Source organism: Microbacterium sp. NPDC056736 (assembly GCF_042790415.1).
GTDB lineage: Bacteria > Actinomycetota > Actinomycetes > Actinomycetales > Microbacteriaceae > Microbacterium.
Window position 1 is genome coordinate 33,113 of the sequence record NZ_JBHTZE010000008.1, and the last position, 21,999, is coordinate 55,111.

The window sequence follows — 21,999 nt, forward strand, 5'->3', positions numbered from 1 at the left end:
GTGGCAGAGTTATGGTTCACTTTCAGGCGTCGAGAGCCCCGAATTCCGCGGATCCGGACCGACTTACTCGGAGACAGCGCCGTGTGCGCACGTCGGGTCGCGCCAACCCCTCGCCGACTCACGATTCGGGAGTGCTCGACGGACTCGGCGCTGGGCTCTCTGTCGGCTCCGCTTCTGCGAAGTCCGCGAGTGCTTGCTGGAAAGCGCTGACGGTGGCGGCGTCCACGGCACCCGTGGGCTCGACGCCCAACTCGATCTGGAAGGCCTTCACCGCCTCCGTCAGGGCGGGAGTCCACACTCCGTCGACGGGTCCATCCCAGAACCCGACGAGCTTGAGAGTCTGCTGAACGGCTGCGGTGGTCGCGATCGACTCCTGCGCGGCGGCACCTCCGAGCGCCAGCAGTTCCGCCTGGAGAGCGGCGGAGGTCGCGGCATCCATCGTGCCGGTGATCGGCAACCCGTTCGCTTCCTGCAGTGATTCGACCGCCCCGACGGTCTCCGGCCCGTACACGCCGTCGACGGCACCGGCGTAGTATCCGGTTTCGGCGAGATCCTGCTGCAACGCCGTTGTATACGCACTCGCCGCTGCCTGCGCGTTCACTGCTTGCTCGTCCGAGATGCACCCGGCATCCACGAACAGTCGCAGCCATGCGAACTCGAGAGCGACCGCGGCGCTGTTGAACTGCTCGGCTGCGTCCGCCAACGGCGTGTCGTCGGTGATCGCGCCCTGCGCGTCCGCGAACTCCGACTCCGCCTGCATGACCCGCTCGACGCTCAGGGCGGGGGCCAACGGGGCCGGCGTCGCCGGCGACGAATCGGATGGACTGGGTTCGCCCGAGGGGCTGGCCTTCACGCGCTCCAGCTCCGCGCGCGCCTGCGCCAACTCGTCCTCTGCGATCGCGACCTGCTGCTGGGCTTCGACGGCCGCCTCCGCCCCTTCGAACGCCTCGTCCTTCGGCTCCGCGAGATCCGCCCCCGCGTCTCTGACGTCGCCGACTGTGGGTGCCGTGTCGTTGAGCACGTCCCCGTAACGGTCGAGCGCCATCACGTACGTCTTGCTCGCGGCGCAGAAGTTCGCCGAGGCGTCGGCGAACTGCGCCTGAGCCTCGGCCAGCGCGTCCTCATTTGCAGCGACCCTCGACTCCGCAAGGTTGACGCCCGATACCTCGGCCTCGCAACCGGCGAGTCCGATCGTCAGAACCGCGATGCCGATCGCGATGGCGCCCGGAACAATCCGCCGCCTCATGCTCTCCGTGCTCACAGCAGCCTCCATCGAAGCGGTCGGTCCTTCAGCGAGTGGGCCTTTGCATCGGCGCTCCGTTCGTCGACCCTCAGCGTCGAGGATCGAGAGGCCGTTGAGATCAGACGATACCCAGCGCACTCCCTGACGCGCCAGGTCCGTTCCCCGCATACCCGCGGACGGCGCTCGTCGCAGATCTGCCCCTATCGCGGTGGATCTCCACGATGCCAGCATGGGTGGTTGATGGCGTGGATGCGCACGGACTTCACGCGCCGCGAGCGCAGGATCTTGTGGTGCGCCGCGGCAAGCGCCGAAGTCATCCTGCTCATTGGCGCCGGCGCGGCGGCGTCGGCATCCCAGCCCCCTTCGTACGCGACGGCGCAGACAGCGCTCGCGGTTGCGGACACGCCCGTCCCCTCGCCGTCCCCGTCGCCGAGCGACGAGCCGGCACCGACGCCCACGCCGACCCCCACACCGACAGCGGCAACCCCGCCGCCCGACGTGGAGCCGACCGCCTCCCCCGACCCGACGCCGGCGCCCTCCGCCACCGCGACCCCGGATCAGACGGCGACGCCGCAGCCGACGCCGACCCCGACGCCGGCGACCGTGCCGGCGATTCCGCCGGCCGTGGCCGGCTCGACGGCCACGCTGCCCACGCTGCTGATCGCACTCGGCGTGCTGCTCGCCGCCGCCGTGATGCTGTGGCTGCTGCTGCGGCGTGAGCGAGCGCAGGGCACTGCGGAGGCCGGCGATCGCGTGGTGGGCACGGATCCGCCCCCGGTTGTGCTCGATGCGATGGCGTCACTGGGCACTGCGATGATCGACAGCGGCTATCCCGTCGGGCTGGTGCGCAGCGCACTGGACGATATGGCGAAGGTGAGTGGTCTCACCGCGGCAGAAGCGGTCGTGTTCCCCACTTCCATCCTCGTGTCATCGGGTGACGGCGGCTCGGTGGAGACGCGTGCCGTCACCGCCGGCGACAGCTCGGCGTTGCTCTACCAGGTCGACGCGGTGGATCGCATCGCCGGGGTGGCGCGCACCCGCGCGAACAGCGCGACCTGGGTACGCAGGCAGCTCGCTCGCGTCAAGACGCTGCCGCCGCCGTTCACTCGTGTGCAGCGGATCGGTGCGTACGCGCTGCTGTCGGCCGCGCTCAGCGTCCTGCTCGGCTCCTCGTGGCCCGGGGTGCTCCTCGCGGGGGCGCTCGGCATCGGCGTGGGCGCATTGCTGCTCGCGACGGAACGCCTCGAAGCCGCGTACCAGGCGCTCATCGTGGTCGCCGCGTCTCTCGGCGTGGCCAGCGCCGTCCTGGCCGTGGCGCATCTCTTCGATGCGGGAGTGCTTCCTGCGATCGTCGCACCGCTGATCATGCTGCTGCCCGGCGGGCTGCTGACGATCGGTGTGATCGAACTGGCGACCGGGCACATCATCTCGGGCGGTGCCCGCCTCGCTGCGGGAGGGATGCGGCTCATTCTGCTCGCGACCGGGATCGTGGGCGCTGCCGCTCTGCTCGGCGTGCCGCCGCTCACCACGACTCAATGGCCGATCGGACCCGTCGCCCCGTGGGTGGCGGTCGCCGCCTTCGGCGTCGGCATCGGCATCTACCAGTGCGCCAAGCCTTTCTCCATCGGCTGGATACTGATCGTCCTGTACGTCGCGTACGGCGCCCAGGTGATCGGCGACGTGCTCTTCGACGGCGTGCTCTCGGCACTCGTCGGCGCCGCCGCGATGACGCCGGTCGCCGTCGTCGTCGCTCGTCAGCGCACCGGCCCGCCCGCGCTGGTGAGTTTTCTGCCCGCGTTCTGGCTGCTCGTGCCGGGGGCGCTCGGTCTCATCGGGGTGGCCAACGCACTCGAGGGCGATTCGTCGGGGACGAGTGCGATCATCACCACGATCGCGACCATGGTGTCCATCGCACTAGGCGTGCTGCTGGGGCTGGTCGCCTCGGGCTCCACCCGCGGATTCCGAAGCGCTCCCCTCGCGGATTGGATGCGCGAAGACACCGACGAACTGAAGTGACGGCTGCTCCGCCGCGGAAGTCGGCGCTGTACCGCTACGCGCGGGACGGACTCCGACTCAGCTGGACTTCCCGTACGCGCGGAGGAAGAGCGCCTCCGCGACCGCGAGCTTCTCGATCTCACTCGGGTCGACGCTCTCGTTGGGTGCATGAATGAGGGCGAGCGGCTCTTCGACCCCCATCAGGATGATCTCGGCTCCTGGGTAGGCGTCGGCGAATACATTGCACAGCGGGATCGACCCACCCTGCCCGAGAGTCGTCGGCTCCACGCCGTACGCCGCTTTCAGCGAGTCGGAGAAGATCCGATACGCCGGACCGTCGGTCGCCGCTCGAAAAGGCTCCCCGATGGCCTCGGTCTCGACGTCGACCTGCACATTCCACGGCGCCTGCCCGCGAAGGTGAGAGACGAGCGCGTCATGGGCATCCCGTGCGCCCATCCCCGGCGGCACCCTCAGATTCAGGCGGGCGGAGGCGCGCGGAACGATCGACGCCGTCGACCCCACGACCGGTGGGCAGTCGATGCCGAGAATCGTCAGAGCCGGGCGGGCCCACAGCTCGTCGGCGACGGAACCGTTCCCGAGGAGGTCGACCCCCTCGAGGACACCCGCGTCCGCCCGGAACTGCTGAGCGTCGTAGGGGGCCCCGGGCCAGGTCTGAGCGCTGTCGAGCCCTTCTACGACGGTGTTGCCGTCGCCTGTGCGCAAGGATGCCAGGATCGCCACGAGCGCGGCCAAGGCGTCAGGAGCCGGGCCTCCGAACATGCCTGAGTGGATCTCGGACTTCAGCGATTCGACGTGGACGACCACGTTCGCGAACCCTCGGAGCGAGATCGTGGCCGCCGGACGCCCGACAGCGGCGTTGCCCGTATCGCACACGAGGATGACGTCGGCGGCCAGAACCTCCGGACTCGCCTCGACGAAGCGCTCGAGCCCGCCCGTCCCCTGCTCTTCGCTGCCCTCGACGACGAGTTTGAGGTTCACCGGGACGTCATCGCCGAGTCCGCGCAACGCAAGCAAGTGCATGAGGATGTTGCCCTTGCAGTCCGCCGCGCCACGGCCCGCCCACCGCCCGTCGACGTCGGTGAGTTCGAACGGCGGAGTCCGCCAGGCGGACTCGTCCAGTGGAGGCTGCACGTCGTAGTGCGCGTACAGCAACACGGTCGGAGCATCCGGATCAGACGTCGAACGGGTACCCACCACCGCGTCGCTCCCGTCTGGGGTGCGCACCAGCCGCGCGTCGGCGAAGCCGACCTCTGCGAATCGGGCACGCACCCATTCCGCTGCTTTCGCGCACTCCTCCGGCGGGAACTGGCGGGGATCGGCGACCGATCGAATCGCTACGAGCTCGGCGAGTTCGTCGCGCACGGCCGGCATCATCGCGCGGATGCGGTCGCGGATCTGCTCGGTCACGTCCCGTCACCCACCGTTTCGAGGCTGTCGACGAATTGCTGGAACTCCTCCGCCTCCTCAGGACAGTACGTCTCGATGATCAGCAGCTGGCCCTGAAGCAGCCGGGACTCCACGATCGTCGCACGAAGCCCCGGTCCGCCCGCGCCGTTGGACAGGCTCGCGAGGAGCGTCGAGCGGGCCAGCGCGGAGTTCGGGTCGGCGCACGTCGCACCCCCGTCGTCGCCCAGAACCTGCGCGACCTGCTCGGGTGTGAACGACACCGCTATGCCGGCATCCGCGAAAGAGTCCAGCAGCTGCTGCGCCTTGTCCACGTCGCGGGCCTCCTGGCGCGCCCCGACAAACAGCACCGTGGCGATCACGGCCAGTGCCACGAGTACGACGATGGCCACGATCGTGATGACCGAACGCTCACGTGGGGTCTGGGTCTCGTTGGCGGTGCTCATGATTCACTCGCCTCCGCGTGCGCAGGCTGTTTCCACGACGGCTTGCGGAATCGGTAGAAGAGGAACGGCACCAGCAGCCCGAGCCCGAGCGCACCCCCGCCGACGATCAACAGGTAGGTCCACGGACTGTCACCACCGAACTGCGACGGCGGAATGAATCCGACCAGCAGCGCGGCGAGTGAGGCCGCGAAGCCGACCCCGCACAGTGCCACCAGCATCGGGGCGCGGTATCCCCGCGGGTGGTCGGGGTGCTTCCGCCGCAACCGCACCGCGGCTACGAACATCAGCAAATACATGATCAGGTACACCTGCGTGGTGATGACCGAGAAGATCCAGTACGCACTCGAGACGTTCGGAATGAGCGCATAGCCCAAGGCGATGATGGAGGTGATCACGCCCTGAGTCACCAGCAGGTTCTGCTGCACGCCGTTCTTGTTCAGCTTCTGCAGAAACGGCGGAAGGTAGCCCTCTTCGCGGGAGATGAGCAGCAGACCCTTCGACGGACCTGCGAGCCAGGTGAGCATTCCGCCGAGGGAAGCGGCGACGAGCATGATCCCGACGATCGGTGTGAGCCACGTGATGTCGAACGTCGCGAAGATCGCATCGAACGCCTGCATGATCCCCGCCGTGAGCGAGATCTGTTCGGCAGGGACGATCCAGCTGATCGCGAGCGCGGGGAGGATGAAGATGAGCAGGACCAGGCCCATGGCGAGGAAGATCGCCTTCGGGTACTCCTTGCCCGGATTCTTCAGCGACGACACGTGCACCGCGTTCATCTCCATCCCGCTGTAGGAGAGGAAGTTGTTCACGATGAGCACGAGACTTGCAAGGCCCGCCCACTGAGGAAGCAGATTGTCCACGGTCATCGGCGCGGCCGATGGGTTGCCCTGCCCGAGGAACAGCGCGCCCAGCAGCACGAGCACGGCGCCGGGGATCAGGGTGCCCACGATCAGCCCCCAGCTCGCCAGGCCCGCGACGCCTTTCGTCCCGCGCGACGAGACGAACACGCCGGCCCAGTAGCAGACCATGATCACGAGCGCCGTCCACACACCGTTGGACGCCAGTTCTGGATTGATCACGTACGCGAGCGTGGACGCGACGAAACCGAGCAGAGTCGGGTAGTAGAAGATCGTCATCGCGAACTGACACCAGATCGCGAGGAAGCCCATCGGCTTCGAGATCCCCTCCGACACCCACTTGTAGACCCCGCCCTTCCACCCCGACGCGAGCTCAGCGGCCACGAGCGATGTGGGCAGCAGGAAGACGATTGCGGGGACGATGTAGAGGAAGATCGAGGCCAGCCCGTAGACGGCCATCGTCGGCGCCGGACGCAGACTTGCCACCGAGCTCGTCGTCATCAGAGCGAGCGCGATCCACGAGATCCAAACGGGCGCGGGAATCCCCGTCGCCCGAGAACTGACGGGCCGGGAGCCCACCCCGGACGAACTCATGATTCGCCACCGCGGTAGTTGTCCTTCTTCGACATCACAACTCCTCCCAGCACCGTTGCCTTCGTGAACCCGATGTACCTCGTGCCGAGAATAGCGCCGGTTCGCACCGGATTACATGGCATCCCGCTCGCGAGTTCAACACCCCGCTGCGCGGCCTTGCGCTCCGCCCCGGAACGGTGGAAGGTGTCGGCCATGCACTCGTTGCCTGATCCGACGACCGCCCGCGGACCGGCCACCCCGACCGCCAAGGGGACCCTCTACGCGACCTGCTTGTCGACCCTCGTAGTGAACGCGAACACCTCGGCGGTGAGCATCCTGCTCCCTGCAATCAGCGAGGACACCGGCACGTCAGTCGACACGCTGCAATGGGCGGTCACGGGCTACTCCTTGATGGGCGCGGCGGTCATCGTCACCGCGGGGGCCATGGGCGACGTCTTCGGCCGCAAGCGGGTGTTCCAGCTCGGCCTGCTGCTCTTCGTCGCCTCCTGTGTGTTCATCGCGTTGTCGACCACCGGTACAGCTGTGATCGCGGGGCGGATCATCCAGGGCGCGGCTGGCGCAACGATCCTCGCCTGCGGGCTCAGCCTGCTCACCGTGGCGAACAAGGGTCAGGAGCAACTGCGCGCTGTCTCATTGTGGGGGGCCGCGGCCGCAGTCGGCGCAGCGGCAGGGCCGCTGCTCGGTGGCGTGCTCGTGGACGTCAGCGGGTGGCAGGGTCTGTTCTGGATCGACGCGGCCGTCGCGGTCGTCTGCATGGTGATCGCCTACCGAGGAGTGCAGGAATCACGAGACGAGAACCGCTCACGGTCGATCGACTATCTCGGCGCGGTGCTCATCGCGCTGACCCTGAGCCCGATCCTGCTGGCCACCAGCATGGGCGCAGAGTGGGGCTGGTTCTCGGCGCCGACCCTCGCCTGTCTTGCGGTGGCAATGGCCAGCGGTGTCCTGTTCGTCGTCGTCGAGCGGCGGGTGGCGGTTCCGCTGCTGGATCTCAAGCTGCTTCGCAACGTGGTGCTCGTGGCGTCGACCGTCGCGATCCTCATCGGCGCCGGCACGATCAACGGACTGATGTATCTGCTCAGCCTCTACTTCCAGAACTCCGACGGCCTCGGGTTCACGCCGCTGCAAGCAGGGCTCGCGACACTCCCCGCGACGGTGGGGCTGGTCCTGATCGCACCCGCGGTGCCGAAGCTCGCGGGCAGGATCGGAGGTCGCCAGGTGGTCGGGATCGGCTTCCTCCTGACCGCGATCGGGTTCGTTGTCGTCGGGTTCGTCGAATCCTCGTGGAACTACGCGATGTTCGTTCTGCCCCTGCTGGCGATCGCCGTCGGTATGGGGCTCTCCAATGGCCCGTCCTCCTCCGCCGCGACAGCCTGCGTGCCCCAGGAACAGGTCGGCTCCGCATCCGGGGTCTCCAACATGGCGCGGTACGTCGGCGCGGCTGTCGCCACCGCGCTCGCTGCGAGCATCAATGCATCCGTCGTACAAGCCAACACCGCCGCGGGCGCGGCGATGTCCGATGCCCTGGCGTCCGGTCTGGCGGCGGCATCCTGGGTCATGGCCGGGCTGAGCTTCGCGGGCGTCGTCATGGCAGTGCTCATGAGGCGTCATAAGCTTGCGCGGGGAACGCTCCAAGATGTCGCAGCATCCGCTGCCGCTCACACCCATACGCTCCCGACGACGGCATCGGGATCCGGTGCGGCAGCCTGAGCCGTTCCCGGTCCGCGCGCCTCGTCACCCGACGATGACGAGCCCGCGGTCGGTGTTGTTGAATCGTTCTCCGCCATCGGCTGTGACGGTGACGATGTCCTCGATCCTGACGCCGAATGAGCCCGGAAGGTAGATGCCGGGTTCGATGGAGAAGCACATGCCAGGCACGGTGAGTCGCTCCTCACCCTCGACCATGTACGGCGGCTCGTGGGTCGTCATCCCGATCCCGTGCCCGGTGCGATGGATGAAGTTCTCGCCGTAGCCTGCCTCGGTGATGATCCGGCGGGCGGTGCGGTCGATCTCCTGGCAGGCGATCCCCGGACGCACGGCATCGAACGCGGCCTGCTGCGCCGAGCGCACGATGTCGTGCACCTCGCGCATCTGCGTGGTCGGTTCCCCCACGCAGACGGTGCGCGAGGTGTCCGAGCCGTAGCCGTTCAGCAGTCCACCGAAGTCCAGGACCACCATGTCGCCGGGGAGGATGGTGCGATCGCCCGCTTCGTGGTGAGGATTGGCGCCATTCGGTCCGGACCCGACCACCGTGAAATCAACCTGCTCATGCCCGAACTCCCGGAGCAGCCGCGCAAGGTCGGCGGCCACTTCGGTCTCCTTGCGTCCGGCGAACAACACATTGACGATCTCCCGGAAGGCGGCGTCTGCCGCTGCCCCGGCTGCCGCCATCCTCGCCAGTTCGTTCCCGTCCTTCACCGCCCGCAGCATCGGGATGCGTTCGGTGACGGAGGAGAACTGCGCCCGCTCCAGCCGCCGCTGCAGACCGAGCAGATGCATCGCCCACGCCGAGTCGGACACCGCGTACTTCCCGCCGGCTGCGAGCAGGCGGGCGGCCGTCTGGTAGGGATCATCGCCGTCACGCCAGTCGGTGATCGTCATCGCTTCCGCGCCTGGTGCCGCCTCGGCATCCGGCCGCTCCAGCTTCGGCACCAGCAGGCGAGGATAGGCGTCGCTGCTGAGCACGAGCAAGGTCAGTCGCTCGGTGATCGCGGTGGGCTGGTAGCCGGTCAGCCACAGTAAGTCGGGCCCCGGTGTCACAAGCAGCCCATCGAGGCCCTCCGCCGCGGCGTCTTGCGTTGCCCGCGTCATCCGAGCCCGGAAGTCTTCCGCGGTGAAAGCAATCGGCGTGAGAGTCATGACGCACCTTCTTTCCGCGGTGACACCCTGCACCGGTGAGATAGCCCCGGTCAATGAGGTGACGGTGAGCCAGGACAGCGCGAGGCTGGACGTCGGCCCGCTGCCCGACCGGTCGACGCAGCTGCGGCTAAGAGTTGATCTGCTCGACGACGTCGTCGGCCGACTCCTCTATTGCCTTGCGCAGCTTCTCATAGTCGTCGGTCTCGATCGCCTTGCTGATGCGCTTGTCGGAACGCTCCAGCGCCTTCTCGACATTGTCGGCCCACTTGTCGTCGACGACAGCCACGACCGCCGACGTGCCGGGCGCGAGGTATTCGTCGACATCGACGCCGAACTCCTTCTCCTCGTGGTTCTTCTTGATCTTGCCCAGGACGGCACCGATGCCGGCGCCGACGGCGGTCGCGGCCAGCAGCGGGGGCGCGAACAGGCCGACCACGACTCCGGCGCCAGCGCCCCACGCGGCACCCTTGCCTACGGACTTGTCACCGTGCTCCTTCACCTGAACCTTGCCGTCCTTATCGCGGACCAGCACGACGGCGCCGACGATTTCGTATCCTCCTGCGTCTTGACCGCTTCGGAGGGCCTTGTAGTCGTCGGAGGCTGCCGCGGTGTCATCGTACGAGCCGACGACCAGCGCAAGGTTCTTCATACCCATCGATCCGTCTCCTTCAGTTCATTCGCGAGGCGACCGGTCGGTCGCTTCAGGACTCTGAGTCATCAGGGTGCTGTGATCCTATGCCTGACTTCAGCGCGCCAGCCAGGCTCAAGACGATGAACGTTCCTCGACCTTCGATGACGTGGTCGCCCCGCTGCGAGCGTCGCGCCGGGCGCTCTAGGATCAGTCGCGACATCGTTTGCGAACGAGTCGCGACTCAGGACTTTTTCGGGGTCAGTCGTGGGTCCGCTCCAACGACTCGAAGACGACGCGCTCGACGGTCTCTTCGTTCACCATCCCCGCGAACTGCTGGGCGAGGCGCTCAGCGGCCCGGTGAAGCACCGAGTCCGGCGACACCAGCGCGCCTTGGCCTGTCGGGTTGATCATGCCGCCCCGCGCGCCGGGAGGATCTCGGAGATCAGCGACTCCACGCGAGCCCGGATCTCGTCTCTGATCGGACGCACCGCGTCGATGCCCTGGCCGGCGGGGTCGTCCAGCTCCCAGTCCTCGTAGCGCTTGCCGGGGAAGATCGGGCACGCGTCACCGCAGCCCATGGTGATGACCACGTCGGATTCGCGGACCGCATCGACCGTCAGCACCTTCGGCGTGTTCCCGGCGATGTCGATACCCTCCTCCGCCATCGCTGCGACGGCGACCGGGTTGATGGTGTCCTTCGGCGCCGAACCCGCCGAGAGCACCTCGACGTCGTCCCCGCCGAGTGCACGGAGGTAGCCGGCGGCCATCTGGGAGCGACCCGCGTTGTGCACGCAGACGAACAGGACGGTGGGCTTGTCAGCCATGTGCGGCCTCGCTTTCTCTTCACAGAAAGCATAGACCGTGATCTATCTAATCGGGAACCTTACCAGGTGAACTGTCGGCCAACAGTTCTCCGAGAAGTCGGCGGACGTGCGCTTCGATGTCATCGCGAATCGCGCGGATCTCCTCGGGCGACTTTCCGACGGGATCCTCCAGATCCCAGTCGAGGTAGCGGCGGCCGGGATAGATCGGACAGGCGTCGCCGCAGCCCATCGTGACGACGACATCGGCCGCTCGCACCACGTCGTCGGTGAGCGGCTTCGGGAACTCACCCCCGATCGAGACCCCGATCTCATCCAGAGTCGCGAGGATGCTGTGGCGCACATCGCTCGCCGGCTCGGAGCCCGCCGTCCGCACGCTCACCTTCCCGCCCGCCAGTTGCCGCAGGATCCCCGCGGCCATCTGCGAGCGCCCGGCGTTCTGGACGCAGACGAAGAGCACATTCGGGACACCGGACGGAGCGGCATCGGCGCGCTGCAGCGCCTCCAGGCGCGCCGCGGCGAATGTCGCCGTGCGACTGGCGAGCATCGGCGAGCGGGAGCGGCTCGCGAGGAGGAGGTGGCTCTCCTCGACATAGGCGCGCACGCTCTCGGGACTGAACACGCCGGCGAATCGGACGGCGAGATCCCTCGTGATGCGCTCGAGGTCCGGCTCCGGGGAGGGCAAGTCTGTCCCGCCCAGCAGAGCATCGACTCGCGCAGCATGGTCGGGTGCGATGGAGTACCAAACCCGGCGCCCCTCGGGCTGGCGAAGGACGATCCCCTCGTCATGCAGGGCCTTCATGTGATGGCTGACCGTGGGCTGCCGCAGGTCGAGGGTCGCAGCCAGGCGCCCGACCAGCTCGCGCCCGTTCTCCGCCCCGCGGATCAGCCGGAGGATCCGCGCGCGCGTGGGGTCACCCAACGCCGTCAGATCCGCCGCCTGATTCATAGATCGAAGTCTATCTCTCGACGACGAGTGATGGCCCGTGCCAGCTCCCCCCGATCTCATGCACTGTCAGCCGGCTCCACGGTGGCGCTGCGGCGCTCGATGAGGACGGTGTCGCGCCAGGCACCGGCGTGCGGGCCGACGGTCGATCGCGCGATGCGCTCGCGCCGTCCGACGACCCGGAACCCGGCCGCCTCATGCAGCCGAAGGCTCGCGGCATTCTCGGGGAAGATGCTCGACTGGATCGTCCAGATCCCGGACCGCTCTGCAGCCTGGATGAACGCGTCCAGCAGTACGCGCCCGATCCCCTGCCCGCGGGCGCCACGGTCGATGTAGACGGAGTGCTCGACCACGCCACGGTAGGCCGGTCTCAAGGACACGGCAGATCCAGCGACCCAGCCCACAACGACATCGGCCGAGTCGACGGCCACGAAGCGCATGCCGGGCAGCCTCCCCGCGTCGAAGGCCGACCAGTCGGGCGTCGCGGCCTCGAAGGTCGCCTCGCCGTCCTCGATGCCCTGTGCGTAGATCCGCTCGACCGCCGGCCAGTCGTCGGGCGTCATCTCGCGTACAGCCGTCATGAGCAGCATCCGCCGCCATTCCCGGCGTCGGTCGAGCACACGCCCGTGGCGGGAAGGACGAGCTCGACGTTCGAGGCGGATGCCGTGTCACCGGCGAGCCACGCCGTCACCGAGCGCACCTGCTCGTAGCCGGTCGCGAGGAGGAAGGTCGGCGCGCGCCCGTAGGACTTCATGCCGACGATGAAGAACCCCTGCTCGGGGTGGGTGAGCTCGCGGAAGCCGTGAGGCTCGACCGTGCCGCACGAGTGGACGTTCGGGTCGATGAGCGGGGCGAGGCGCTTGGGCGCCTCGACGATCTCGTCCAGCTCGAGACGGATCTCGCGCAGCATCCGAAGGTCGGGGCGGAACCCGGTGGCGTTCACCACGATGTCGGTCTCGTGGGTCATCACCTCACCCCCGCGGTGGCCGACCAGCTCCACGGCCTCGCCCGCGCGGCGCGCGCGGATGATCTCGAAGCCGTCGACGACGGCGACGTCGCCGCGTTCGACGGCTCGGTCGACGCGACTGCCCAGGTTCGCACGATCGGTCAGCTCGTCATCGGGCGAGGACGAGACCCGCACGGCCTTGGCGTTGCGGATCAGCCAGGTCACCGTGGTGCCGGCCTCCTCCCGGGCGAGCTGCACCAGGGCGAGAAGCGTGTTCGCCGCGGAGTGGCCGGCGCCCACGACCGTCACGCGGCGGCCCGCGAATTGCGCGCGATCCCTGCCGAGGACATCGGGAAGCGCGGCCGTCACCCGGTCGGCGATGTCGGACATCCCCAGCAGCTCGAGCCCGCTGGAGGAGAGTGAGTTCGGTGAGCGGTATGTTCCCGACGCGTCGATGACAGCGCGCGCGGGGACGTCCTCGATTCCGCCTCCGGCCGTGCGGATGCGCACGGCGAACGGGGTGGCGTTGCGCCGTGCCGTGCGGGTGCGATCCATCCCCTCGCGCGTCACGCCGATGACTTCGACACCGGTCCGGATGCGCGGGGCGAGTTCCTCGAGGGCGGCCAGCGGCGCCACATACCGCTCGACGAGCTCGGCCCCGGTCGGCGCCCGCTCGGGGTCGGGCAGCACCCATCCCGACTCCTCGAGGAGACGACGGGAGGCGGGGTCCACCAGGTGCTTCCACGGGGAGAAGAGGCGGGTGTGCCCCCACGAGCGCACGCTCGCCGCAATCTCATCGCCCGCTTCGAAGACGACGAAGTCGATACCGCGCTCCAGCAGATTGGCAGCGGCGGCAAGCCCGATAGGGCCGGCACCGATGATCGCAACCGGCAGCGTCGAGAGCCGGCCGGCTTCAGCGACGCGGGGTGTCAGGTCGAGCAGGGTCACAGCATCCTCCACAAGATATCGACGAACTTCGATGCCCTGATTCTGAACCCATCTATCGACATCTGTCAATATCGAATACTCTCGATGCATGACCACGATGCTCGACGTCACCGACATCACCGCCGGCGTGTGCTGCGCCCCCCTCGTCCGCGAGCCGCTGACCGCCGAAGAGGCCGATCAGCTCGCCGCCACCATGAAGGCCCTTGCCGACCCGACTCGCCTGCGCCTGCTGTCGATCGTCGCCGCATCCGAGGACGCCGAGGCCTGCGTCTGCGATCTGATCGAGCCGGTCGGCCTCAGCCAGCCCACGGTGTCGCACCACCTGAAGATCCTCACCACCGCCGGATTCCTCACGCGCAGCAAGCGCGGCACGTGGGCGTACTTCAAGCTCGTGCCCGGCGCGCTCGACCGCGTCTCGCAGCTCCTCGTCGCCTCGTGACGCACACCGTTCGCGCCGCTGCCGGTGAATTCCTCGGCAGCGCGGGGCTCGCCGCTGTCGTCATCGGCTCGGGGATCGCCGCCCAGCGCCTCTCCCCCGCCGACGTCGGCCTCCAGCTCTTCGAGAACGCCTTCGCCACCGCTCTGGGGCTCGCCGTCCTCATCCTCGTCTTCGCGACAGTGTCCGGATCGCACTTCAACCCCGTGGTCACGCTCGTCGACATCGCGCTGCACCGACGGAGCTGGACCATCGCCGCGGTCTACCTGCCCGTGCAGGTGCTCGGATGCATCGCCGGCGCGGTGCTCGCCAACCTCATGTTCGCAGCCCCGGCGATCGCCTGGAGCACGACCGACCGCTCGGCATCACCCCTGCTGCTGTCCGAGGTGGTGGCGACCGCCGGACTCGTGCTACTGATCTTCGCGCTCGTGCGAACCGGCCGCTCGCATCTCGCGGCCCTGGCGGTCGGTGCCTACATCGGTGCGGCCTACTTCTTCACGTCGTCGACGAGCTTCGCCAACCCGGCGATCACGATCGGGCGCATGTTCACGGACACCTTCGCAGGAATCGCCCCGGCGTCGGCGCTGCCGTTCATCGCCGCACAGCTCGTCGGCGCGACGCTGGGATTCGGGGCGGTGCGGGTGCTCTTCCCCGTAGCGGCGCCTGAGCCCGCTGTCTCGCGAGGCTGATGGAAGGACCTCCGCGCAGCGGCGCCCGGCTGACGGCGCTCGCTTTCGCACAGATCGTCGCATGGGGCGTGCTCTACTACGCCGTCCTGGTGGCCGCACCCGCGATCGCCGCCGATACCGGCTGGAACGAAGAGGCCGTCTTCGTCGCCATCACGCTGGGACTGCTGGCATCCGCCGTGTGCGCGATCCCGGTCGGCCACTGGCTGGATCGTCATCCGAGACGAACGATGGTGATCGGCGCACTCATGGGAGCCGTGGCACTGATCGCAGCAGCGGCGGCACCCACGATCCAGGTCTTCGCCGCGGCGTGGATCGTCTGCGGCGCTGCTCAATCCGCCGTGCTCTACCAAGCCGCCTTCACGGTGATCACCCATCGCTACCGATCCGCTCGACGCGGGCCCCTCACCCTGGTGACGCTCGCCGGAGGGCTCGCATCCACGATCTTCGCTCCACTCACCGGCTGGCTCGTCGTGGAGTCCGACTGGCGGGCGACGTTCGTCATCCTCGCCGGGATCCTGATCCTCGTGCCGCTTCCCACGTACGCGCTCACCGTGGAGCGCGGCTGGCACCACCTCGATGCGCGAGCTGCCGGCAACGGCGGCGCGGCACGAGTGCTGCGCACTCCGCGGTTCTGGATCGTCGCGGGCTCGTTCGCGCTCATGTCGTTCTCACTCCATGCGGTGACCCTGTCGGCGGTCCCCGCCTCGGTCGAGAAGGGCCTGGATCTTCAGACCGCCGCCTGGGTGCTGGGAGTCATCGGCGCCGGCCAAGTGCTCGGCCGACTCGTCTACCTGGCGATCCCCCACACCGCCGCGCCGTGGATCGCGCCCGCATCGGTCGGTGCCCTCGGGGCGGCCGCCCTGACCACGTACGGGATCGCTTCGGGCCCCGCGCTCATCATCGCCACCGGGGTCGTCGCCGGCGCCATCCGCGGCGCGCTCACACTCATTCAGGCGTCCGCCGTCGCGGATCGGTGGGGACCGGAGTCCTACGGCACACTCAACGGCGTGCTCGCGGCACCGGTCACGGCGGTCGCTGCGCTGGCCCCTGGAGCGGCGGCGCTGCTGGCCGAGTCCCTCGGTTCGTACAGGTGGATGGCGCTCGCGATGGCGGTGGTGTGCCTGCTGGGCGGCGTGCTGGCGATTCGCCGCTAGCGGATCGCATCCCCTGCACATGGCCTCAGATGAAGAGCGTCGTGCCCGACTTCTCGGCCTCACCGATGCGGGCCGAAGGTACCGCGTGACGCGACTCGACTTTGTGAGGGGGGACGAAGGTCCTCGTGCGTTCCGTCGCCGGCGCTTATGTTCGGCTCACGGCCTGGAACAGGAAGGTACGGAGCGGGCATGGAGGGGCTGAGCCGGCGCGGCGTCCTGATTCCGTCAGGGGGAATGATCTTTCACCCGAGATGAGAAGCGACATGAGATTCCTCGAGCACCTTCCCCGATTCCTCTTCTTCACCGGAAAGGGCGGCGTAGGCAAGACCTCGGTCGCATGCGCGAGCGCGGTCCATCTCGCAGACGCCGGCAAGGACGTGCTGCTCGTCAGCACCGATCCCGCATCGAACATCGGCCAGGTCTTCGGTCTGGCAGTAGGTAACACCATCACGCCGATCCCGGCGGCGCCAGGCCTGTCAGCGCTGGAAATCGATCCGGAATCCGCCGCGGACGCCTACCGTGAGCGGATCATCGGGCCCTTGCGCGGCTCCCTTGCGGACGCCGAACTGGACGGTGTCCGCGAGAGCCTGTCGGGATCGTGCACGACTGAGATCGCCTCTTTCGACGAGTTCGCCGAGCTGCTGACCGATGACACGCGGTACGCGGCCTACGATCACGTCATCTTCGACACCGCGCCGACCGGTCACACCATCCGCCTGCTGCAACTGCCGGGCTCCTGGAGCGAGTTCCTCACCCGCGGCGGTGACGCATCCTGCCTAGGTCCGCTCTCCGGGCTGGCGCGGCACAAGTCGACGTATTCGAAGGCGGTGAGCGCCCTCACCGACGCGACCCTCACCAGGCTCGTGCTCGTGACTCGCGCCGAGCGTTCGGCCCTGGCGGAACTCGAGCGCACCTTCGATGAGCTTCACGCCATCGGCATCCCGGACGGACACGTGGTCGTCAACGGGATCCTGCCCGACCACGCCGATGACGAGCCGCTCTCACGCGCCGTGCGGCGCCGGGAGGCGGCAGCCCTCGCTGCGATGCCGGCCGGTGTGGCAGCGCTGCCGCGAGACTTCATCGAGCTGAGGCCGGACAACGTGGTCGGGATCGAGGCCGTCCGGGCGCTCCTGAACGACGCGACCAGCGCCCCATCCACCGACGTCGGCGAGAGCGATCCCGTGGCCCAGGACGCACCGCTCTCGGCGCTCATCGACGCGATCGAGGCAGACGGTCACGGCCTCGTGCTGTGCATGGGCAAGGGGGGCGTCGGCAAAACCACGATTGCGGCCGCCATCGCGAACGGCCTTGCCCGGCGCGGCCACGACGTGCTGCTCACCACCACTGACCCCGCCGCCCACCTCACGCACACATTGGACGGCGCCGCGGTCGACCGCCTGACGGTATCGCGCATCGATCCGGACGCGGCGATCCAGGCCCACCGCGCCCGGGTCATGGCTTCGAAGGGCAAGAACCTCGGCGAGCAGGCGCGGGCCGCTCTCGCCGAGGATCTGATGTCACCGTGCAACGACGAAGTCGCCGTCTTCCATGAGTTCTCGCGCGCGATCTCGGAATCGCGTCGCACCTTCGTGATCATCGACACGGCCCCGACCGGCCACACCCTGCTCCTCCTGGACGCCACCGGCTCCTACCACCGGGAGATCACCCGGCAGATGGGCGGCGGACTCGATATCGTCACGCCTCTCATGCGATTGCAGGATCCCGGCCTCACAAAGGTTGTGCTCGTCACGCTCGCCGAGACCACTCCCGTCCTCGAGGCCGAGGAACTCGCCGGCGACCTCCGCCGAGCAGGCATCGAGCCATGGGCGTGGGTCGTCAACAGCTCGATCGCGGCCGCGAACCCGACGTCGCCCTTCCTGCGGCGGCGCGCGCGGAATGAACTCGAACACATCCACCGCGTGAAGGAGCTCTCGTCCCGGGTGGCCATCATCCCGATGCAGAGCGAGGAGCCGATCGGACCATCGCGGCTGACGGCGCTCAGCGAGCCGGCCGGCGAGCAGATACACGCCTCGCGGTCCTGAAGACCGGCGTCTCCGGCGACGTCCACCGGAGGGCGCAGACTTTCGGCGCCTCCGTCATCGCACGTGGATGGTCTCTGGCTCCCAATACCGCCGATGGCGGATGGCCCGCCTCCGGATGGCCAGGCCGCCGATCGCCGCCACCACCGCGACGGCGAGGAGCACTCCGACCGCGCCGGGCAGGCTGACCGCGCCGACCCAACCGGCCAGTGGATAGGTGATCAGGAAGCACGCGTGCGAGAAGGCGAACTGTGCGGTGTAGACGAGATTCCGGTTCCCGGGCGTCGACGCGTCGGCGAGCAGCCGTGACGACGGTGTGTTGATCAGCGAGATGCCCGCCCCGAGCACGATCCACGTGAGCAGCAGCATCCACCATCCCGCTCCGCGCGCGACGGCGGCGACCGTCACCCCCACCGCGACAGCGAGTCCGACGACCACCGTGCCGAGGCCTGCGACCAGGACGCTCGTCACCCCGAACCGGTCCACGAGCCAGGGGATGTTCAGCGCGACGAGCAGCGAGCCGACACCGTACGCACCCAGTGTCACCGCCAGCGCGGAGTCTCCGAGCCCGAACACGCTCTTGGCGTACACGACCGAGTTCACCAGCACGAGCGCCGTGCCCGAGGCCACGACCACATTCGCGAACAGCACGAACCGAAGACTCGGTGTCGCGACGAACACCTTCGCGCCCATCGGCAGCCGCTGCCAGAACGTCGACGTCGACTCCTCGGCCGGCTGCGGCGGGATCGCCGAGATCAGCACGAGCAGCGCGGAGCCGGCGAACCCGGCCGCCGTCCCCACGAACAGGTCGTTGTAGCCGATGACCGTCAGCAGGGCCGCCGCGATCACTGGGCTCAGCAGCGCTTCGAGGTCGTACGCGAGCCGGGACAATGCGAGTGCGCGGGTGTAGTCCTTCGGGTCGGGCAGCACGTTCGGGATCAGCGACTGGAACGCCGGGGTGAACGTCGCCGAGGCCGACTGCAGCACGAACACCAGCGCGTAGATCTGCCAGACCTCTGAGACGAACGGCAGCATCAGCGCGATCACCAGCCGGATCGCATCCGCGCCGATCAGCACCGCCTTCTTCGGCAGCCGGTCGACCAGCGCCGCCACCAGCGGCGCGACACCGACGTAGGCGACCATCTTGATGGTGAGCGCGGTGCCCAGCACGGAGCCCGCCGCCGCGCCGGCGAGGTCGAACGCGAGAAGGCCGAGCGCGACCGTGAGCAGACCCGTCCCCAGCAGCGCGACGACCTGCGCCCCGAACAGCGTCCGATACGTCCTGTTGCGCAGCACGCCGATCATGCGTGATGCCGCGGCGTTTCGTCGCCGGCGTGCTCGGCCTGCATGATCTCCTCTCGAGGGCCCGCGCCGTCCGTCGGCGCCGCCTGCCCACCCCCGCAATACGCCTCTTCGGCCGAAATTTCCAGGGGGTCCCCTGACGAGAAGCGGCTTCATAGCGTGGAAACCGGAGCGATCACCCGGATCGCCTCCGCATCACCCCTCGCATGAGACGAAGGAGCGATCATGTCCTCAGCTTGGGACGCATGGGAGTACCGAGAATCTGTCAACCGCGACGCCGGTTCGCGCAGCCTCGTGGGATATCACGTGCACGCCACCGACGGCGACATCGGCAAGATCGACGAGGCGAGCGACGACGTCGGCAGCAGCCGCCTCGTCGTGGACACCGGCCCGTGGATCTTCGGGCGGAAGGTGATCCTCCCCGCAGGCACGGTCCAGCGTGTCGACGACGCCGACGAGAAGGTCTACGTCGACCTCACCAAGGACCAGATCAAGAACTCTCCGGAATGGGACCAGAGCACCGCCGGCACGGATGACGACTACCGCGGTCGCCTCGACACCTACTACGGCGGCTTCTACCGCTGATGATCATGAGGGCGCCCGGCCGACGGCCGGGCGCCCTTCGTCGGCCCGGTTCGCGGGAGGCTCGGCGAGACGCTAGCTTCGCGTGTCGTTCGGCGTGATGTCCGTTCCGGCGACGCGGATCCGGTCGACGTCCAGGCTCTCGACCCGCACCTCGCCGAGCGTCACATCGGCACCCTCACCGGGGCTGGTGGGGACCGGCCCCGTGTCGATGTTCTCCTCCACCAGGGTGATCCCGCCGGAGCTGTTCGCCGACGACGCGAGATCCTCGATCCACCTGCGACTCAGCTCGGGCTGCTCGGGGTCCTCGAAGACGAAGCGCAGCGGGATGGAGGGATGCAGCCAGATGGTGCTGCGTCCGCCCGGCTGGTCATCGGGATGCCTCCACGACAGCGTGAAGCTCTCGCCGCGACGCAGCTTGGTGGCGATCACGACCTTCAGGTGCGCCAGCGCGCGGTCCTCGATGTGGATCGGCGTCGCCGAGCCGCCGTAGAACATCGTCCCCATGGCTCGAAGCATAGACCTGCCGGATCCGCGGGCGTCTCGGTGCGCCTATCCTGGCCGAGCAGCCCCCTGACGCGATCGAAGGTCCTCATGAAGCTCGGCCCGCACCTGCACCGCATCGGCAACGACATCGTCGCCGCCTACCTCGTCGTCACGGATGACGGGGTAACCGTCGTGGACGCCGGCCTGCCCGGCCACTGGAAGGATCTGGTCGACGAGCTCACATCGCTCGGCCTCTCCCCCGCCGACGTGAAGGGCGTCGTGCTGACCCACGGCGACGCCGACCACATCGGGTTCGCCGAGCGCCTCCGCCGCGATCACGGTGTGCCGGTGTTCGTCCACGCGGCCGACGCAGAGCGGGCCCGCACCGGCGCCAAGCCGAAGGTCGCGGCAGGGCCGATGCGACTCGTGCCGACGCTGGGCTTCTTCGCCTACGCCCTGCGCAAGCGCGCCGTCCCGACGACCTACGTGTCGGAGGTCGTCGAGGTGCACGACGGCGACGTCCTCGAGCTGCCGGGTGCGCCGGTCGTCATCGGCCTGCCGGGCCACTCGCCGGGAAGCATCGCTGTCCATGTTCCATCGGCGGATGCCGTCTTCGTGGGCGACGCCCTCACGACGCGCCACGTCCTCACCGGCAGGGAAGGAATGCAGCCCGCGCCCTTCACCGACGACCCGGCCGCCGCCCTCGCGTCGCTCGATCGGCTCGCGGGCGTGCAGGCCTCCTGGGTGCTCCCCGGCCACGGCGCGCCCTGGCGGGGTTCTCCGGCCGACGTGGCCGCTGCGGTCCGGGCGGGCGCAGCCTGACGCCGCGCCGGCGACGGACCGGTCAGGCCTCGAAATCCTCCGGCTCGACGTCGTCGAGGAAGCGCTTGAACTCGTCGAGCCGTTCGGTCGCGTCCGTCTCGGTGAGGACGTCGGGCACACCGGCGTCCGCCATGACCTCGTCGGCCACCCACATCGGGGCCCCGGTGCGCGATGCCAGCGCGATCGCATCGGAGGGTCGCGCGTCGACCACCCGATCGCCGAGGGGCGTCGAAAGCGTGATCGCGGCGTAGAAGGTCCCGTCGTCGATGCGCGTCACCTCGACGCGCGAGGTCGATGCGTCCAGCGCCTCGAGCATCAGTCGCATGAGATCGTGCGCGAGGGGGCGCGGCACGTCGGCGTTCTCGACCGCGACCAGGATGGAGGTGGCCTCGAGCTGTCCGATCCAGATCGGCAGCACCAGCCCGTCGCCGGGAAGCTGGTCGACCGGCTTGAGAAGGAGAACGTGCTGGCCCGAGGCATCCAGAGCCACACCCGCCACGCGAACCTGGACCACGATCGTCACCCCTCTCCGCACCGTCTCCGCAGACGCCCTCACGAGGCATCCGATGCCATCGTAAGCACGGCGCGCACACCCAGGACAGGGGGTCGGCTCCTCGTCGCCTCACGGGTCGGGGGGGGGGGGCGCGGGGGGGGGGGGGGGGGTTTGGGTTTGGGTGGTTTGCGCCACGGCCCGTTTTTTTGGGGCCCGGGGGGGGGGGGGTCTACCGCGAGCGGCATGAGGACCGGGAAGACCTGCGCCTGGAAGTACTCGTAGAGC

General features: G+C 68.6%; 22 protein-coding genes and 1 pseudogene. 8 read left to right on the forward strand and 15 right to left on the reverse strand.

Going from position 1 to position 21,999, the window contains the following annotated elements; genetic code table 11:
• Window positions 1-118 precede the first annotated feature (118 nt).
• Window positions 119-1,261, reverse strand: coding sequence for a peptidoglycan-binding protein (locus tag ACFRAL_RS15085; RefSeq protein WP_378884386.1), 1,143 nt, complete (start codon window positions 1,259-1,261; stop codon window positions 119-121).
• 480 nt (window positions 1,262-1,741) lie between these two features.
• Between ACFRAL_RS15085 and ACFRAL_RS15090 the strand changes: the two genes are divergently transcribed.
• A complete protein-coding gene (locus tag ACFRAL_RS15090) occupies window positions 1,742-3,259 on the forward strand; it encodes a threonine/serine exporter ThrE family protein (protein WP_378884388.1) in 1,518 nt (505 codons plus the stop codon).
• 57 nt (window positions 3,260-3,316) lie between these two features.
• On the opposite strand, the gene ACFRAL_RS15095 is transcribed toward ACFRAL_RS15090, so the two are convergent.
• The 4 genes from ACFRAL_RS15095 to ACFRAL_RS15110 are packed head-to-tail and all read right to left on the reverse strand — an operon-like array spanning window position 3,317 to window position 6,754.
• Window positions 3,317-4,666, reverse strand: a complete 1,350-nt coding sequence (locus ACFRAL_RS15095; RefSeq protein ID WP_378884391.1) for a dipeptidase — start codon at window positions 4,664-4,666, stop codon at window positions 3,317-3,319.
• Window positions 4,663-5,109 carry a hypothetical protein gene (locus ACFRAL_RS15100; RefSeq protein ID WP_378884394.1) on the reverse strand — a complete coding sequence of 149 codons (447 nt, stop codon included), beginning with the start codon at window positions 5,107-5,109 and terminating at the stop codon, window positions 4,663-4,665. Before ACFRAL_RS15100 ends, ACFRAL_RS15095 begins: the two co-directional genes overlap by 4 nt.
• A complete protein-coding gene (locus ACFRAL_RS15105; RefSeq protein ID WP_378884396.1) occupies window positions 5,106-6,560 on the reverse strand; it encodes an APC family permease in 1,455 nt (484 codons plus the stop codon). The genes ACFRAL_RS15100 and ACFRAL_RS15105 overlap by 4 nt, the downstream gene beginning before the upstream one ends.
• Window positions 6,557-6,754, reverse strand: coding sequence for a hypothetical protein (locus ACFRAL_RS15110; RefSeq protein WP_378884399.1), 198 nt, complete (start codon window positions 6,752-6,754; stop codon window positions 6,557-6,559). The genes ACFRAL_RS15105 and ACFRAL_RS15110 overlap by 4 nt, the downstream gene beginning before the upstream one ends.
• Here ACFRAL_RS15110 and ACFRAL_RS15115 point away from each other — a divergent pair.
• The gene (locus tag ACFRAL_RS15115; protein ID WP_378884645.1) at window positions 6,753-8,270 is read left to right on the forward strand and encodes an MFS transporter; all 1,518 of its coding nucleotides are present in this window, start codon (window positions 6,753-6,755) and stop codon (window positions 8,268-8,270) included. The genes ACFRAL_RS15110 and ACFRAL_RS15115 overlap by 2 nt on opposite strands.
• Window positions 8,271-8,294: 24 nt before the next feature.
• Here ACFRAL_RS15115 and ACFRAL_RS15120 read toward each other — a convergent pair whose 3' ends face one another.
• From ACFRAL_RS15120 to ACFRAL_RS15150, 7 genes are all read right to left on the reverse strand, one after another.
• On the reverse strand, window positions 8,295-9,419 hold the full coding sequence (locus ACFRAL_RS15120) for an aminopeptidase P family protein (protein ID WP_378884402.1): 1,125 nt from the start codon (window positions 9,417-9,419) through the stop codon (window positions 8,295-8,297).
• Between the two features lie 127 nt (window positions 9,420-9,546).
• Window positions 9,547-10,074 (reverse strand): DUF1269 domain-containing protein, encoded by a 528-nt coding sequence (locus ACFRAL_RS15125; protein ID WP_378884405.1) that lies wholly within the window; start codon window positions 10,072-10,074, stop codon window positions 9,547-9,549.
• A gap of 234 nt (window positions 10,075-10,308) precedes the next feature.
• A complete protein-coding gene (locus tag ACFRAL_RS15130; protein ID WP_378884408.1) occupies window positions 10,309-10,461 on the reverse strand; it encodes a hypothetical protein in 153 nt (50 codons plus the stop codon).
• Window positions 10,458-10,874, reverse strand: coding sequence for an arsenate reductase ArsC (locus ACFRAL_RS15135; protein ID WP_336394970.1), 417 nt, complete (start codon window positions 10,872-10,874; stop codon window positions 10,458-10,460). Before ACFRAL_RS15135 ends, ACFRAL_RS15130 begins: the two co-directional genes overlap by 4 nt.
• Before the next feature lie 46 nt (window positions 10,875-10,920).
• Complete coding sequence (locus ACFRAL_RS15140; RefSeq protein WP_378884412.1) at window positions 10,921-11,820, reverse strand: metalloregulator ArsR/SmtB family transcription factor; 900 nt, start codon at window positions 11,818-11,820, stop codon at window positions 10,921-10,923.
• Between the two features lie 56 nt (window positions 11,821-11,876).
• Window positions 11,877-12,398, reverse strand: coding sequence for an N-acetyltransferase family protein (locus ACFRAL_RS15145; protein WP_336394968.1), 522 nt, complete (start codon window positions 12,396-12,398; stop codon window positions 11,877-11,879).
• Complete coding sequence (locus ACFRAL_RS15150) at window positions 12,395-13,711, reverse strand: FAD-dependent oxidoreductase (RefSeq protein WP_378884416.1); 1,317 nt, start codon at window positions 13,709-13,711, stop codon at window positions 12,395-12,397. Before ACFRAL_RS15150 ends, ACFRAL_RS15145 begins: the two co-directional genes overlap by 4 nt.
• An 88-nt stretch (window positions 13,712-13,799) precedes the next feature.
• Here ACFRAL_RS15150 and ACFRAL_RS15155 point away from each other — a divergent pair, with 88 nt between their 5' ends.
• The 4 genes from ACFRAL_RS15155 (at window position 13,800) to arsA (ending at window position 18,032) form a co-directional block, all read left to right on the forward strand.
• Complete coding sequence (locus ACFRAL_RS15155) at window positions 13,800-14,150, forward strand: metalloregulator ArsR/SmtB family transcription factor (RefSeq protein WP_336394966.1); 351 nt, start codon at window positions 13,800-13,802, stop codon at window positions 14,148-14,150.
• Window positions 14,147-14,836, forward strand: coding sequence for an aquaporin (locus ACFRAL_RS15160; RefSeq protein ID WP_378884419.1), 690 nt, complete (start codon window positions 14,147-14,149; stop codon window positions 14,834-14,836). The genes ACFRAL_RS15155 and ACFRAL_RS15160 overlap by 4 nt, the downstream gene beginning before the upstream one ends.
• Window positions 14,836-15,990 carry an MFS transporter gene (locus tag ACFRAL_RS15165; protein ID WP_378884421.1) on the forward strand — a complete coding sequence of 385 codons (1,155 nt, stop codon included), beginning with the start codon at window positions 14,836-14,838 and terminating at the stop codon, window positions 15,988-15,990. Before ACFRAL_RS15160 ends, ACFRAL_RS15165 begins: the two co-directional genes overlap by 1 nt.
• Window positions 15,991-16,253: 263 nt before the next feature.
• Window positions 16,254-18,032, forward strand: a complete 1,779-nt coding sequence (gene arsA / locus ACFRAL_RS15170) for an arsenical pump-driving ATPase (protein WP_378884648.1) — start codon at window positions 16,254-16,256, stop codon at window positions 18,030-18,032.
• Between the two features lie 54 nt (window positions 18,033-18,086).
• Here the strand turns inward: arsA and ACFRAL_RS15175 are convergent, their stop codons facing one another.
• Complete coding sequence (locus ACFRAL_RS15175; protein WP_378884424.1) at window positions 18,087-19,334, reverse strand: MFS transporter; 1,248 nt, start codon at window positions 19,332-19,334, stop codon at window positions 18,087-18,089.
• Window positions 19,335-19,556: 222 nt separating this feature from the next.
• On the opposite strand from ACFRAL_RS15175, the gene ACFRAL_RS15180 reads away from it, so the two are divergent.
• Entirely contained in the window at window positions 19,557-19,916 is a 360-nt protein-coding gene (locus ACFRAL_RS15180) for a PRC-barrel domain-containing protein (protein ID WP_336394961.1), read from the forward strand.
• A 201-nt stretch (window positions 19,917-20,117) separates the two neighbouring features.
• On the opposite strand, the pseudogene ACFRAL_RS15185 reads toward ACFRAL_RS15180, so the two are convergent.
• A pseudogene (locus tag ACFRAL_RS15185) lies at window positions 20,118-20,420 on the reverse strand (hypothetical protein); the annotation flags it as partial.
• An 87-nt stretch (window positions 20,421-20,507) separates the two neighbouring features.
• On the opposite strand from ACFRAL_RS15185, the gene ACFRAL_RS15190 reads away from it, so the two are divergent.
• On the forward strand, window positions 20,508-21,221 hold the full coding sequence (locus ACFRAL_RS15190) for an MBL fold metallo-hydrolase (protein ID WP_336394960.1): 714 nt from the start codon (window positions 20,508-20,510) through the stop codon (window positions 21,219-21,221).
• A gap of 22 nt (window positions 21,222-21,243) precedes the next feature.
• Here ACFRAL_RS15190 and ACFRAL_RS15195 read toward each other — a convergent pair whose 3' ends face one another.
• Window positions 21,244-21,777 carry a bifunctional nuclease family protein gene (locus ACFRAL_RS15195; protein ID WP_378884428.1) on the reverse strand — a complete coding sequence of 178 codons (534 nt, stop codon included), beginning with the start codon at window positions 21,775-21,777 and terminating at the stop codon, window positions 21,244-21,246.
• Between the last annotated feature and the right edge of the window lie 222 nt (window positions 21,778-21,999).

Bases quoted from the DNA above. Each gene is read 5' to 3' on its own strand.
- ACFRAL_RS15130 (WP_378884408.1), bottom strand. From the start codon at position 10,461: ATGATCAACCCGACAGGCCAAGGCGCGCTGGTGTCGCCGGACTCGGTG.
- ACFRAL_RS15180 (WP_336394961.1), top strand. From the start codon at position 19,557: ATGTCCTCAGCTTGGGACGCATGGGAGTACCGAGAATCTGTCAACCGC.
- ACFRAL_RS15190 (WP_336394960.1), top strand. From the start codon at position 20,508: ATGAAGCTCGGCCCGCACCTGCACCGCATCGGCAACGACATCGTCGCC.
- ACFRAL_RS15110 (WP_378884399.1), bottom strand. From the start codon at position 6,754: ATGGCCGACACCTTCCACCGTTCCGGGGCGGAGCGCAAGGCCGCGCAG.
- ACFRAL_RS15135 (WP_336394970.1), bottom strand. From the start codon at position 10,874: ATGGCTGACAAGCCCACCGTCCTGTTCGTCTGCGTGCACAACGCGGGT.
- ACFRAL_RS15125 (WP_378884405.1), bottom strand. From the start codon at position 10,074: ATGGGTATGAAGAACCTTGCGCTGGTCGTCGGCTCGTACGATGACACC.
- ACFRAL_RS15155 (WP_336394966.1), top strand. From the start codon at position 13,800: ATGACCACGATGCTCGACGTCACCGACATCACCGCCGGCGTGTGCTGC.
- ACFRAL_RS15120 (WP_378884402.1), bottom strand. From the start codon at position 9,419: ATGACTCTCACGCCGATTGCTTTCACCGCGGAAGACTTCCGGGCTCGG.
- ACFRAL_RS15165 (WP_378884421.1), top strand. From the start codon at position 14,836: ATGGAAGGACCTCCGCGCAGCGGCGCCCGGCTGACGGCGCTCGCTTTC.
- ACFRAL_RS15145 (WP_336394968.1), bottom strand. From the start codon at position 12,398: ATGACGGCTGTACGCGAGATGACGCCCGACGACTGGCCGGCGGTCGAG.
- ACFRAL_RS15115 (WP_378884645.1), top strand. From the start codon at position 6,753: ATGCACTCGTTGCCTGATCCGACGACCGCCCGCGGACCGGCCACCCCG.
- ACFRAL_RS15100 (WP_378884394.1), bottom strand. From the start codon at position 5,109: ATGAGCACCGCCAACGAGACCCAGACCCCACGTGAGCGTTCGGTCATC.
- ACFRAL_RS15140 (WP_378884412.1), bottom strand. From the start codon at position 11,820: ATGAATCAGGCGGCGGATCTGACGGCGTTGGGTGACCCCACGCGCGCG.
- arsA (WP_378884648.1), top strand. From the start codon at position 16,254: ATGAGATTCCTCGAGCACCTTCCCCGATTCCTCTTCTTCACCGGAAAG.
- ACFRAL_RS15175 (WP_378884424.1), bottom strand. From the start codon at position 19,334: ATGATCGGCGTGCTGCGCAACAGGACGTATCGGACGCTGTTCGGGGCG.
- ACFRAL_RS15105 (WP_378884396.1), bottom strand. From the start codon at position 6,560: ATGAGTTCGTCCGGGGTGGGCTCCCGGCCCGTCAGTTCTCGGGCGACG.